Genomic DNA, 13,749 nt, shown 5'->3' with positions numbered 1-13,749 from the left:
TCGAGACTTCGGTTCGTCGCGATACCGGGGCGGCACGGACATGTGTGCCGCCCCCTTTCCTGCTTTCCCTGGACATCCTCTTTCGCCTCGCGCGGTGCTGCATTGGCATAATGCAGCACCGGGCGCGCGCATCGCGTCCTCATCGTCTGATCCGTTTAGCCACCGACCCGACCGCATGACCGCGATCACCCGCACACGACGCAAATTGCGCACTTTCTTCGGCGCACCCGAAGCACGACGGCTTCTTCGCACACTCATGAGCTGCGCGATCAGCTATGCCGCCGCGCGGCTCGCCACGCTGCCCGAAGGGTACTGGGCGCTCATCACGACACTCGTCATCGTCACGCAGCCGAGTCTTACGCAAGCCGTCGATACCGCTCGCGATCAGATCATCGGCGCATTCATCGGCGCGGTAGCGGGCGTGCTCGGCATCGTTGCAATGGAGCGTGGCGCGCCGCCGCTCGCCGTCTTCGCGGTCGCGCTCGTACCGCTCGCCGCGTTGAGCGCGAAGCGCCCCGCGTTCAGGCTCGCGTGCGTGACGCTCGTAATCGTCGTGCTGATTCCGGCGGGCCCGGGATCACCCTTCGAGCGGCCGATGCATCGCGTGCTGGAGATATTGATCGGCGCGGCGTCGTCGTTCGTCGTGTCGGCGCTCTGGCCGAATCGCGCGCTCGAAGCCGCGCATCGCAGTGTCGCGGATACGCTGAAAAGCCTGGGTCAGTTGATCGGCTTGTATCTGTCCGGCGAACCGGACGAAGCCCGCGCGATGCGCCTCGAAACGCACAGCATGGACGCCCAGAAAGCGCTCGACGATGCGTTGAAGGAAGCCGAACGCGAGCACATCATCGTGCTCGTGCAGAACCGGCGCTCCGACGCCATCGACAAGTCGGCGCCCTTCCTGCGGCGTCTTCATGGCGATGCGGCCTTTCTTGCGAAGGCGGTATCGCGTCTCGATCGCGAGCTATGCGCGGCTCGGCTCGGCGATACGGGCCGTAAGCTACAAGCTCTGTTCGAAACGCTCGCGAACGTGCTCGCGTCGAACCATCAGGAAGAAGCGCCACTCGAACGCGTACGCGCCGCCGTCAGTGAGCTCAAGGACATGCTTGCGGCGCAGGAGTCGGCGCATGGCGCGCAGGAAGTGGCGCAGTTCGTCGTCGGGCTGATCGTCGCGGATCTCGACGCGCTGATCGCGACGATCTATCCGCCGAAGGAATCATCGGCCTAGCGCGAAAGGCCGCGGGCATCGATCGGCCAGATGTCCGTCACGCGCTCGCCGCGATAGCACACGTATTCGTCGTAGAGATTCACGGTCGGATCGCAGTGTCCCGGCGGCAACCGAAGCCGCTCGCCGGCGAACGCCGCGAAATCGGCGTCGGCATCGTGTTGCGCCTGCAACATGCCGTGTTCGTCGTTCGCGGCGACGTAGCTCAACGCAGGCGCCGTGTTCGTGTCGAGCCAATGCACGCTGCGCGGCAAGCCCGAATCCACCGCGAGCCCTTTCAGGCCGACGTCGCATACGGCCATGCCGGGCCGCGTCGCGCTCATGATCGTCGATAGCACGAAAAGACTGTGACGCCAGCGCAATTCGCCGCTCCAGCCGATGCCGCCGTAATCGCCATCCATGAAGAGGTACGAGCCCGGTTGCAGTTCGGTGAAGACGCCGCTCGCGGCATCGAACTCGACCGTGCCCGTGCCGCCGCCCGTCACGACGCCGCAGCGCACGCCGCGTGCATCGAGCGAGCGTAGATAGCCTGAGGCGATGTCCGCGGCGCGATTCGCCTCGCTCTTGCGCGCGCTCCAGTCCGCGACGTGTTGTATGCCGCCGTGATACGCCTGAATGCCCGCGAAGCGCAACGCTCGTTGTTCCGCGATGCCGTCGACGAGCGCGAGCAGCGCGTCCTCGCTCGTCACGCCGCAGCGATGCTGGCCGGCATCGATTTCGGGCAGCACGTCGATGGTCACACCGGCACGCGCCGCTGCATCGCCGAGCGCCCGCACTTGCGACAACGCATCGACGCACACCGAAAGCCGCACATGCGATGCGAGTTCGACAGCCATCGCCAGCTTGTCCGCGCCGACGAACTCGTTGCTCACATGAATGCTGCCGATGCCCGCGCGCGCGAACGGATACGCCTCCGACAGCTTCTGGCAGCACACGCCGACCGCGCCCGCTTCGACCTGGCGCTTGGCGATCTCGCTGGACTTGTGCGCCTTCCCGTGCGGACGCAAAGCAACGCCGTGTCGCGCCGCGTATGCGGACATCGCGGCGAGATTGGCGTCGAAGGCGTCGAGATCGATCGTCAGAGATGGCGTGGCGACGGTTTCGAGCATGTCGCCCACGCGGGCGGCACAAGGAGGAATGAGCGTCATGGCGGATCGTGGCGATGGAGTTGGATCAGGCATTCTGCATGATGAATGCATAAAACCGTTTGTCCTTTTGCCGACGTCATGCCGGAACTTCCGTTTCGAGAATCGCGCCTTCGTCCTTGAGCGCCTGAATGCGCGCGTCGTCGAAGCCGTATTCGCCGAGCACTTCGCCGGTGTGCTGCCCGAGCAGCGGCGCGGGACGCGAGGCTTGCGTGCGCCCCTCGGAGAAATGAATCGGCAAGCCGATGCCGCGCATCGGGCCCGCGAGCGGGTGGTCCGTCTCCACGATCATCCCGCGCGCGATGGCCTGTTCGTGCGACGACGCCTCCGGCACGCCGAGCACCGCGCCGCTCGGCAGGCCGATCTCGTCGAAGCTCGCGAGCCATGCGTCGGTGGTGCGCTCGACCAGACGCGCGCCCAGCATCTCAACGAGCGCCTCGCGATGCTTCAGACGGCCCGCATTGGTCCGGAAACGCTCGTCTTCGGCGAGTCCGGGAATGTTCAGCACGCCCACGAGCCGCTCGTAGTTGCTCTGATTCGCCGCGCCGATGTTGACCCAGCCGTCGCGCGTGCGGAACGCCTGGTACGGCGCACTCGTCGGATTCGCGGAGCCCGCCTTGGGCAACACGGTGCCGTCCGCGAAGTAGTTGGCGAACGCCCAGTACATCTGCTGCAGGCCAGCTTCGAAGAGCGACGTATCGACCATCTGTCCGAGGCCGGTCGCCTGCTTTCGCGCATACGCCGCGCTGATGCCGAGCGCGGCCAGAATCCCCGCATTGATATCGGTGACGGGCGAGCCTGCTTTGATGGGCGCCTGCCCCGGTTCACCGGTCATGCTCATCAGGCCGCTCAGGCCTTGCGCGATGAGATCGAAGCCGCCCTTGTCGGCCATGGGCCCGCTGCGGCCATAGCCGGAAATCGCGCAATAGATGAGGCCGGGATTCATCGCCTTGAGCGTCTCGTAGCCCAAGCCGAGTTTTTCCATCGTGCCGCGCCGATAGTTCTCCGTCACCACGTCCGCGCTCGCGAGCATCCTTGCGAGCACTTCCTTGCCGCCCGGCGTCTTTAGATTGAGGGCGATGCCGCGCTTGTTGCGGTTCACGATCATGAACGATGCCGATTCGCCGCTCGGGAGTATCGGCGCGAACCGTCTGCAATCGTCGCCGCCGGGAATCTTCTCGACCTTGATGACGTCGGCGCCCATGTCCGCGAGCATCATCCCGCAGATCGGCCCCGACATGATGTGCGCGAGTTCGATCACGCGCATGCCCGCAAGCGGTCCCGCGCCGGGCGCGGCCGCTGGTTTCGTGTCTGCCATGTCAACGTCCCTTGAATTGCGGCTTGACCTTGTCGAGGAAGGCCTGATAGCCGGTGCGAAAATCCTCGGTGCCGAAGCAGGTGAAGCCTTCGTCGCGTTCATCGTCGGTGAGCGGCGCGGGGTCCATCACGCGGCGCACGAACTGTTTGTGCCAGCGCGCGACGAGCGGCGCGCCGTCCGCGATTCGCCGTGCGGTTTCGTGGGCATGCGCGGTGACTTCCGCGTCCGCGACGACGCGCGTGACGAGCCCTTTCGCCAGCGCTTCCTTCGCACCGAAGATGCGCCCTTCGAGCAGGATCTCGAGCGCGGCCGCCGGGCCCGCGAGACGCACGAGGCCTTCCATTTCCGCATGCGCCATCACCAGCCCGAGGTTCTTGATGGGCACGCCGAAACGGCTCGACTCGCCGCAGATGCGCAGATCGCACATCGCGGCGATTTCCAGACCGCCGCCGACGCAAATGCCATGAATCATCGCGACGATCGGATGCCGGCACTCGCGCAATGCATTCAAAGTGCGATGCATGATTGCGCCGTAAGTCCTCGCCTGCTCGACGTTCGCGCGATCCGTCCGGAACTCCCCTATGTCGTTGCCCGGTGAAAACGCCTTCTCACCCGCGCCGCGCAGCACGATGCAACGCAGCGTGTCATCGAGGGAAAGCGTCTCGATGGTCTCGCCGAGTGCGCGCCACAGAGGCTTCGTCATCGCGTTGAGCTTCTCGGGCCGGTCGATCACGACCGTCACGATATCGCCGTCGCGCTCGGTCAGGATGGATGGTTCCGCCACATCGCCTCCTTGAATTGAATGCTGCATGCGTTATTCAATGCGGTTCAATGCATGCAACATGCATCGAACCGCCTCGTCCGCCAGATCACACGAACTTGCGCGCGTCCGCCGCGTCCTTGTTTTCTTCCTCCACTTCGAGCGCGCGGTCCGGGCGCATCGTGAACGAGAGGATGATGCCCGCGCCCATTAGGATCATCGACACGGTGAATGGCAGGTTCCAGTTGCCGGTGCGGTCGATCAGCCAGCCGCCCACCACCGGGCTGATGATGGCCGCCAGCGCCGAACCGGAATTCATGATGCCGGACGCGGTGCCGGAGTGTTTCGGCGCGATATCCATCGGCACTGACCACATCGGACCGATCGTCATCTCGTTGAAGAAGAAGCCAGCCGAAAGACACACCGCCGCGAGCGTGATCGAAATGTCGGAGACGAGCATGATCGGCGCGAGCGACAGCAGCGTCAGGAACATGCACACGCCGACCATCACATTGCGCGCGAGGCGCACGTTGCCGCTCTTTCTCAGGATGCGGTCGGTCAGCGAGCCGCCGAACCAGTCGCCGAGCACGCCCGCGAAGAACACGCCCGAGGCGAAGAGCGCCGACTTGCCCAGTTGCATGTGATAGCTGTGCAGGAAGTATTGCGGAATCCAGCCGAGGAAGAGCCACAACACCCATCCATAGCAGAAGTACACGGCGGTGACGGGCGCCATGCGGCCGAGCAGCTTGCGCCACGGCACCGGCGTGCGTTGCTTCACGCCCGAGTAGTTTGCAAGCGTCGCGCACTCGGTTTCGGTGATGCGCGGATGATCGCGCGGATTGTCGCGGAAGTACAAGACCCACGCCACTGCCCACACAAAACTGATGATCCCGGTGATGATGAACGCGCCGCGCCAGCTCGTCGCGACCATCAGCCAGACGATGAGCGGCGGCGCTACCGCATTGCCGATGCGCGAAGCTGCATGCGTAATGCCTTGTGCAAAACCGCGCTGATCGGCGGGCATCCAGTTGGACATTGCGCGTGTCGCGGTCGGAAAGGTCGCGCCTTCGCCGAGGCCGAGCAGCACGCGCGCCACGATCAGCGAGAAAAAGCCGCCCGCCATACCCGTCAGCACGGTCGCGCCCGCCCAGATGATCGCGCACAGCGTGAGCGTGCGGCGCGGCCCGAAGCGGTCGCCCACCCATCCACCGATGATCTGAAACACCAGATACGGATACGCGAACGCGGAAAACACGAAACCGACTTGCGTGTGCGACAGGCCCAGCTCAGCGCCGAACTGGCTCGCCGCGGTACTGACATTGACCCGGTCGATATAGGTGATGAAATACATCGCGCATAGCAGCAGCAAAACGCGCGTCGTGGCTCGACGGAACATCATCGTCTCCTTGTGTAACCGCGTGCGTGGACGGGCGCCCTCGAATGATCGAGTGGCGCCGGATGTCACGGCATGCGGAACTTCCCTTGGGTACGTCGGATGAGGATTGCGGCTCGATCTGCGTCTGCTTATTGCATTCGGCGGCGCAGCTTGCGAATGCGTGGTTTGCGCGGTGATGTCATCAGCTTGTCTCCTGGTCGCGGCTCGTCACGGTCCGCTGTTTCTGCTTCGGTGAATGAAAGTGTGGTCCAGCGGTCGTCAGTCCTGCGCATCGAGCGCCATTGCGAGCACGCGTGCGACATGCAGCGCCTCGCGTTGCGCGCCATCCGCGATCTGATGACGGCAACTGGTGCCGTCCGCGACGATCAGCGCATCGCCCGCGGCACGCACGGCGGGCAGCAGCGACAGCTCCGCCATCGCCTGCGATGCTTGGTAGTGCTCTGCTTCATAGCCGAAGCTGCCCGCCATGCCGCAGCACGACGATTCGATCGTCGTCACATCGAGCGCCGGAATCCAGCCGAGCACCTTTTCGATGGGGCGCACGGCGTCGAACGCTTTCTGATGGCAATGACCATGCAACATCGCTTTCGGCCGATCGAGCGCCTTGAGCTTCAGACGCAGCCTGCCTGCCGCCTCTTCTCGCACGAGAAATTCCTCGAATAGAAACGAGGCTTGCGCGAGCTTGCGTGCAGCATCGCCATAGCCGTATCCGAGAAACTCGTCGCGCAAGGAAAGCAGGCATGATGGTTCGAGCCCGACGATCGCCACGCCGCGTTCGACATACGGCATGAGCGCATCGAGCGCGCGGCGCGCTTCCGCTTTGGCTTCATCGACGAGACCGGCCGAGAGAAACGTTCGCCCGCAACACAGCGGCCGCTCGCCGCGCTTCACGTTGTGATGAACCGTGTAGCCCGCCGCTTCGAGCACGCGTTGCGCCGCACGCGCGTTTTCCGGCTCCATGTAGTTGTTGAAGGTATCGACGAAGAGCAGGACCTCCTTGGTTGCGGATGCAACTGGTTTGTTCGCGGCATCGGCGAGAAAGGGCTTCGTGAAGCGGGGAAACGCTCGTTGCGACGCGAGGCCGAGTTTCGCCTTCAGCCAGCGCGCGACGCCCGGCACGTTCGTATCAAGTGCATTGGACAGCGCGGGCATGCGGCTCGCATACGAGGCATAGCGCGGCAGAAACGCAATCAGCCGCTCGCGCAGGCGTACGCCATGACGCTGTGTCCACGCAGCGCGCGCCTCGATCTTGATGCGCGCCATGTCGACGCCCGTCGGACAATCGCGCTTGCAGCCCTTGCACGATACGCACAGGTCGAGCACGTCCTTCACATCCTGGCTTGCGAGACCGTCATCGCCCAGTTGTCCCGACAGCGCGAGCCGCAACGTGTTCGCACGGCCACGCGTGACGTGTTGCTCGTCCTTCGTGATGCGATAGCTCGGGCACATCGTGCCTGCATCGAACTTGCGGCAATGGCCGTTGTTGTTGCACATCTCGACCGCTTTCGCGAGCCCGCCCGACAGATCGCCGCCCGAACCCGGCGCGCCCTCTTCGCCCGTCAACGGATCGCGCGTGACGTTCCATGCGGACCAGTCGAGATGTGGCGTCGATGCGCGCTCGCGATACGAAGGCGGAAAACGGAAGTTGCTTGCGTCGTCCATCTTCGGCGGTGCGACGATGCGGTCCGGGCTCAGCCGATTCTCCGGATCGAAGAGTTGCTTGATATCGCGAAACGCCTCGTTGATGCGCGGGCCGTATTGCCACGCGACCCATTCGCCGCGGCACAGGCCATCGCCGTGTTCACCCGAGAATGCGCCCTTGTATTCGCGCACCATCGCCGCGGCTTCTTCGGCGATCGCGCGCATCTTCACGGCGCCGTCGCGGCGCATGTCGAGAATCGGCCGCACATGCAGCGTGCCGACGCTCGCATGCGCGTACCAGGTGCCTTCCGTTCCGTGCTTCCTGAAGACCTCGGTCAGGCGGCTCGTGTAGTCGGCGAGATGCTCGAGCGGCACCGCGCAATCCTCGATGAAGGACACCGGCTTGCCATCGCCCTTCATGCTCATCATGATGTTGAGACCCGCCTTGCGCACTTCCCACAGCGCCTTTTGCGGACCTGCATCGGGCATCTGCACGACTGAGCCCGGCAAGCCGAGATCGCTCATCAACTCGACGAGTTGCGCGAGCTTCGCGACTTGCGTGTCGCGATCCGCGCCTGCGAATTCGACGAGCAGGATCGCTTCCGGCTCGCCCACCAGAGCTTTTTCGATAACGGGCCGAAAGGCCGGATTCGACATCGAGAGATCGATCATGGTGCGATCGACCAGTTCCACCGCGACGGGCCCGAGCTTGACGATGTGCTGGGTCATGTCCATCGCATCGTGGAAGCCCGGGAAGTTCACGACGCCGAGCGTCTTGTGCGCGGGCAGCGGCGCGAGCTTCAGCGTCAACTGACGGCTGAAGGCGAGCGTGCCTTCCGATCCGACCAGCAGATTCGCGAGATTCGGTTCGCCACTATCGCTGAAGGCGAGCGGGCTCTGGCAGTCGAACAGATCGAGGTTATAGCCGGCCACGCGCCGCAGCACCTTCGGGATGCGCTCGCGCAGTTCCTGCTGCTCACGCATCGCGATGCTGCGCACGCCGTCGATGAGATCGCGCGTGCGCGCATCGGTCGTCATGGTCGAGAGTCTGCCGAATCGCGCTTCATGACCATCGGCGAGGATCGCGTCGATCGCGTCGACGTTGTGCACCATGATCCCGTATTCCATCGAGCGCGAGCCGCACGAGTTGTTGCCCGCCATGCCGCCGATCGTGCATTGCGCGCTCGTCGATACATCCACCGGAAACCAGAGGCCATGGGACTTGAGCCACGCATTCAGATGATCGAGCACGACGCCCGGCTCGACCGTGACCGTGCGCGCCTCCTTGTCGAAGTGAATGATGTTGTTGAGCCACTTCGTCGTATCGATGACGAGCGCTTCGCCGATCGTCTGTCCGCATTGACTCGTGCCCGCGCCGCGCGCCAGCAGGCTCGCGTGAGCATCGCGCGCGATTTGTAGCGCGACGCGCAAGTCGTCCTGATCCTTCGGCACGACGACGCCGAGCGGCATGATCTGATAGATCGATGCATCGGTGGCGTAGCGTCCGCGCGATGCGCGGTCGAACAGTACGTCGCCCTTCAACTCGCGTTGCAGGCGCGCCTGTAACGGCGTCGGCGTCGACTCGAGGCGCGCCCGTGCAGAAGCGGGCATCAGATGAATCGGCTTGACGAGCCGGTCTGTGGGGGAATTGAGCATTTTGAGTGCGTTATGCGAAATGCAATTCGACGGCAGGCAGTCCTTCGATGACACCGACCGCCGTGCCGCTCGTCGCCGGAAGTGCGAGGCCGGTGTACGAGCCCGCCGTGAGTATGGTCCCGCGTTCGACGGCGAGGCCGCGCGACACGGCGTGATTCACCGTCCACGCGAGCAGACGGCGTGGGTCGCCGGCCGGGTTCGCCGGTTCGCCCTTAAAGAGCGGCGCGCCTTGGAAGTCGAACGTCATCGCGGGCGAAATGAACGGAAACGCCGCGTCGTACGGAACGCCCTCGCCCACGATCAACGCGCCGTGGTTTTGGAGATCGGCAAGCTGCCAGGGTTTTTCGACATCGGGCCACGCAGCGAAACGGCTCGCCACCACTTCGATCGCGGCATGCACGGACTCGATCGCGGCGATCACGTCGTCATCGCGATACGGGCCGCTGTGCGGTTCGAAGCGTCGGCCCAACTTGAACGCCACTTCGAGTTCGAGTCCGGCCTTGCCGAACGCATGCATCGAGAGACGCGCGCCGGAACGATGCACGCCATCGGCGGGAAGCGGCGCGCCCTGAATCGGGCCGTCATGCGATTTCGCGCCGACCTTCCATCCACCGATGTCCGCGCGCAGCACACGCAGCGTCGCTTCCTGCGCGGCGTAGGCTTCGTCGGCGTTCGCCGGGCGCGCGCCCTCCGGCAGCGCGTCGAGCTTCGCGTGATGCGCGCGTGCCTCCACGAAAAGCCGTGCGAGCGCGTCGGCGTCGAACGCGGCGCTCATGCGGCCGCCTTCAGCGCGGGTTTCGCGACGTGGCTCGTCAGGTAGTCCATCGCCGCCGACACGCCACTGTCCTTCAGTTCGATGCCCGCGAGCTTCATGCCCATCTCGCAACCCGAGAGCGCGGCCATCAGCGTGAGATCGTTGCAATCGCCGAGGTGGCCGATGCGGAACATGCGGCCCTTCACCTTGCCGAGCCCCGTGCCGAGCGACATGTCGAAATGTTCGTAGATGAGCTTGCGCACGGCATCGGCATCGACGCCTTCGGGTGTCATCACGCCCGTGAGCACCGGCGAATACACGGCGGAGTCGGCACATTGAATCTCGAGTCCCCACGCGCTGACCGCCGCGCGACATGCCGCCGCGAGCCGTTGATGGCGCGCAAACACGTTGTCGAGGCCTTCACCGAGAATCATGTCGAGCGCTTCGGACAGGCCGTAAAGCAGATTCGTGTTCGGCGTGTACGGCCAATAGCCCTGTTTGTTCATCTCGATGATGTCGGCCCAGTCCCAGAACGCGCGCGGCAGCGTGGCGCGCTTCGAGGCCTCGCGCGCCTTCTCCGATACCGCGTTGAAGCTGATTCCCGGCGGCAGCATCAAACCCTTTTGCGAGCCGGACACGGTCACGTCCACGCCCCATTCGTCGTGGCGATAGTCGGCGGATGCGAGACCCGAGATCGTGTCCACCATCAGCAGCGCGGGATGCTTCGCTACGTCGATGGCGCGTCGCACGGCGGCGATGTCCGAGGTCACGCCGGTCGACGTTTCGTTGTGCACGACGCAGACCGCCTTGATCGTGTGCTGCGAGTCGTCACGCAGGCGTTTCTCGATCGCGTCGGCCTGCACGCCGCGCCGCCATCCTTCGATGCCGGGCAGACCCAGAAACTCGGGCTTCAACCCCAGGCTCTCGGCCATCTTCTTCCACAGCGTCGCGAAGTGGCCGGTCTCGTACATCAGCACCGTGTCGCCCGGACTCAGCGTGTTCACGAGCGCCGCCTCCCATGCGCCCGTACCCGACGCGGGATAGATCACCACGGGCTGGCTCGTCTTGAAGATCCGCTTGATGCCGTCGAGCACCTTCAGACCCAGCGCGCCGAACTCGGGACCGCGATGGTCGATCGTGGGATAGCTCATCGCGCGCAGGATGCGATCGGGTACCGGGCTCGGCCCCGGAATCTGCAGAAAGTGGCGGCCGGCGGGATGGGAATCGAGCTTCAGCATAGGTCTGCTTCCTCCTAAAATGTAATTTTGCATGCAAAATACAATAACGCAGCAAATCGGGCGAGTAAAGGTATTCATAGGCCGAACGGGCTAGGGATAACCCGCTGGCGGTTTTTTCCGCTAGCGCTGGGTTAAAATTGCCGCAAATGGAATCAGAGGTATTGAATGCAAAATCCCGATCTTCCAGAAACACACGTTTCGTCGTCACTGCCGAAGGTGGAGCGGCTGCGCCTGCACGACACTGTCGTCGATCACTTGCGCGGCTTTATCGTCGAGGGATTGCTCGCGCCCGGCGTCAAGCTCAACGAGCGCAAGCTGTGCGAGACGCTCGGCATCTCCCGCACGCCTTTGCGCGAAGCGCTGAAAGTGCTGGCCGCCGAGGGTTTGATCGAGATATCGCCGAACCGGGGCGCGTCGGTCTCGCAGATGAGCGAGTTCGAGATTCGCGAGATGTTTGAATTGATGAGCGGACTCGAAGCTTTTTCGGGTGAGCTCGCATGCGAGCGCATCACGCCGCTCGAGATCGCCGAGATCAAGGCGCTGCATTACGCGATGCTCGCGTGTCGCGCGCAGAACGACCTCTCCGGCTATTACAGCCGCAACCAGGCGATTCACGACAGGATCAACGAAGCCGCGCGCAACACGGCCTTGCGTCAGACCTACGTGTCGATAAACCGGCGTCTGATGGCGCTGCGCTTTCGCTCGAACTTCCAGACGCCGAAGTGGGACAGCGCCATTCGCGATCACGAAGAGATGATCGAGGCGCTGGAGACGCGCGACGGCAAGCGCATGGGCGAAATCCTGCGCAAGCATCTGCTGTCAAAGCGCGATGCGGTGCTCGCCGAGCGCACGCTATCGACGGTGAAGCCCGCCGCGCCGAAAAAGCGTGCGGCGAACAAGTCATCGCAGGATGTGAACGCCAGCGAATAGAACGATCGGGCGATTTCCCGGAAGCTAGGGTAGGACCAGGATTCAAGGGGTAGGCATCGCGCTTGGCGCGGTGCTCGTCATCACGGGGTTCTCGCTTGACCACTCATCGGACTTCGACACGGCGAGAAAGTCCGCATCGCCCGGCTGACCGCGGTGCACGACCGCGAAGGGCTTCTTCCCGTTTTTACCGATGTGTTCGCACGCTGCATCGTGCGCTCCGACCAATGGGAGCGCCGCCCGCAACCCGTCACGAACGCGCGCGGAAGCATTCACGCATCGTTCAAGCCGTTAGTCCACTACCCGCGCCGAGCTGAACCTGGCCGTGCGTGCTCGCGCCGTGCGCGCTCAGGACGGCTATTTCATGCTGCGTGTAGTGCGTGACCGGCGCGACAGCCGCCAGCGCTGCGGTGATGACGATGGCGACGATGCTGATCGAGATGGCGTTCATGGCCGGCTCCTTTGGCGATGTTGATTGAAACGTTGCTTTCGATGGAATGCATTGTCGTCTGCGAGAGTTAGCGAAGAATGAGCGTCGCCAGCCGTACACGCATGCCGGGGTAAGATCGGCATGCATTCGACCATCGCACAAAACGGCATTCAAAATGCATTCGACATTCGACACATCGACCTCCACGCTCGAACTGCCCTTCAAGCGGCCTTTCGACTGGACACGCATGCTGAAATTCATCGGCGGGCGGGCGTCGGCGGGCGTGGAGTCGGTCGAGGACGGAGTGTATCGGCGCGCGATCGAATGGCGTGGCCATGATGGGACCGTCGAAGTGCGGCCGCATGAGCGCAAGCATCGGCTGGTGGTGACCGTCGAAGGTGCGGCGGCGCGCCATGCGGACGAGCTCGCCGCGCCGCTCGCGCGCATGTTCGATCTGCACGCCGAGCCGCGCGAGATCGCCTGCTGTCTCGCCGGCGACCCGGTCCTCGCACCGCTCGTCGAAGCCGCGCCCGGCCTGCGCGTGCCGGGCGCGTGGTCCGGTTTCGAGCTCGTGGTGCGGACGATCGTCGGTCAGCAGGTCAGCGTGAAAGGCGCGTCGACAATCATGAACCGCATCGTGCAGCGCGCCGGCAAGAGGATCGAGGGCCATCCGCACGAAGGCACCGCGTGGCGCTTTCCGACACCCGCCGAGCTTGCCGCCGCCGATCTGGAGAAGATCGGCATGCCGACCAAGCGCATCGAGACGGTGCAGCGCTTCGCGCATGCGGTCGCGACGGGCGCGCTGCCGCTCGACGAACCCGGCGCGGATGCCGAATTGCTGAAACGCGAGATGCTCGCGATGCCGGGCATCGGGCCGTGGACCGTCGGCTACGTCGCGATGCGCGCCTTACGCGACCCCGATGCATGGCCGGACGCCGATCTCGTGCTCATGCAGGCGATCGCGCGTCGCGATCCGTCGCTCGTGAAGCCTGCGCAGCAGCGCGCACGCACGGAACGTTGGCGTCCCTGGCGCGCCTATGCGGCGATGCATCTATGGAACGGTGTGGCGATGGAAACGGGGCTTGCGCGCGGGGGTTGAATTTCGCATGCGTCCGCCCGCGAAGGCATTTTGCGTGCAACATCACGCATGCAAAATGCCAACCGCACCGTCCGCGTCGATAACACCGCCGCGATCATTTCGTTCTGTTGTCTTAAAAATGGACTAATCTGCATCGAGCGGCCGAACGCAGTCGACACACCAA

At 64.2% G+C, this 13,749-nt stretch carries 11 protein-coding genes; 3 read left to right on the top strand and 8 right to left on the bottom strand.

What is annotated here, in order from left to right:
• Nucleotides 1–175 precede the first annotated feature (175 nt).
• Nucleotides 176–1,225 carry an FUSC family protein gene (locus AWB80_RS04485; RefSeq protein WP_061173411.1) on the top strand — a complete coding sequence of 350 codons (1,050 nt, stop codon included), beginning with the start codon at nt 176–178 and terminating at the stop codon, nt 1,223–1,225.
• Here AWB80_RS04485 and AWB80_RS04480 read toward each other — a convergent pair.
• The 7 genes from AWB80_RS04480 to AWB80_RS04450 all read right to left on the bottom strand — a co-directional run bounded on the left by AWB80_RS04480 (nt 1,222) and on the right by AWB80_RS04450 (nt 11,130).
• Entirely contained in the window at nt 1,222–2,370 is a 1,149-nt protein-coding gene (locus AWB80_RS04480; RefSeq protein ID WP_061173410.1) for a DSD1 family PLP-dependent enzyme, read from the bottom strand. The genes AWB80_RS04485 and AWB80_RS04480 overlap by 4 nt on opposite strands.
• 76 nt (nt 2,371–2,446) lie before the next feature.
• A complete protein-coding gene (locus AWB80_RS04475; protein WP_061173409.1) occupies nt 2,447–3,685 on the bottom strand; it encodes a CaiB/BaiF CoA transferase family protein in 1,239 nt (412 codons plus the stop codon).
• A 1-nt stretch (nt 3,686) separates the two neighbouring features.
• Entirely contained in the window at nt 3,687–4,496 is an 810-nt protein-coding gene (locus AWB80_RS04470) for an enoyl-CoA hydratase/isomerase family protein (protein ID WP_061173408.1), read from the bottom strand.
• Nucleotides 4,497–4,554: 58 nt separating this feature from the next.
• Nucleotides 4,555–5,844: an MFS transporter gene (locus tag AWB80_RS04465; RefSeq protein WP_061173407.1), complete on the bottom strand. Its 1,290-nt coding sequence runs from the start codon at nt 5,842–5,844 to the stop codon at nt 4,555–4,557.
• A 255-nt stretch (nt 5,845–6,099) separates the two neighbouring features.
• Nucleotides 6,100–9,138 carry an FAD-binding and (Fe-S)-binding domain-containing protein gene (locus AWB80_RS04460; RefSeq protein ID WP_061173406.1) on the bottom strand — a complete coding sequence of 1,013 codons (3,039 nt, stop codon included), beginning with the start codon at nt 9,136–9,138 and terminating at the stop codon, nt 6,100–6,102.
• 10 nt (nt 9,139–9,148) lie between these two features.
• Nucleotides 9,149–9,913 carry a 2-keto-4-pentenoate hydratase gene (locus tag AWB80_RS04455; protein WP_061173405.1) on the bottom strand — a complete coding sequence of 255 codons (765 nt, stop codon included), beginning with the start codon at nt 9,911–9,913 and terminating at the stop codon, nt 9,149–9,151.
• A complete protein-coding gene (locus AWB80_RS04450) occupies nt 9,910–11,130 on the bottom strand; it encodes a pyridoxal-phosphate-dependent aminotransferase family protein (protein ID WP_061173404.1) in 1,221 nt (406 codons plus the stop codon). The genes AWB80_RS04455 and AWB80_RS04450 overlap by 4 nt, the downstream gene beginning before the upstream one ends.
• 165 nt (nt 11,131–11,295) lie before the next feature.
• Between AWB80_RS04450 and AWB80_RS04445 the strand changes: the two genes are divergently transcribed.
• Complete coding sequence (locus AWB80_RS04445) at nt 11,296–12,060, top strand: GntR family transcriptional regulator (protein ID WP_061173403.1); 765 nt, start codon at nt 11,296–11,298, stop codon at nt 12,058–12,060.
• Nucleotides 12,061–12,340: 280 nt separating this feature from the next.
• Here the strand turns inward: AWB80_RS04445 and AWB80_RS44315 are convergent, their stop codons facing one another.
• Nucleotides 12,341–12,508, bottom strand: coding sequence for a hypothetical protein (locus AWB80_RS44315; RefSeq protein WP_167390423.1), 168 nt, complete (start codon nt 12,506–12,508; stop codon nt 12,341–12,343).
• 154 nt (nt 12,509–12,662) lie between these two features.
• Here AWB80_RS44315 and AWB80_RS04435 point away from each other — a divergent pair, with 154 nt between their 5' ends.
• Entirely contained in the window at nt 12,663–13,586 is a 924-nt protein-coding gene (locus AWB80_RS04435) for a DNA-3-methyladenine glycosylase family protein (protein ID WP_061173401.1), read from the top strand.
• The last annotated feature ends 163 nt before the right edge of the window (nt 13,587–13,749 follow it).

Source organism: Caballeronia pedi (assembly GCF_001544915.2).
Taxonomy (GTDB): Bacteria; Pseudomonadota; Gammaproteobacteria; order Burkholderiales; family Burkholderiaceae; genus Caballeronia; species Caballeronia pedi.
The sequence above is the reverse complement of the archived record's forward strand: the minus strand, read 5'-3'. Positions and strand labels throughout refer to the sequence as shown.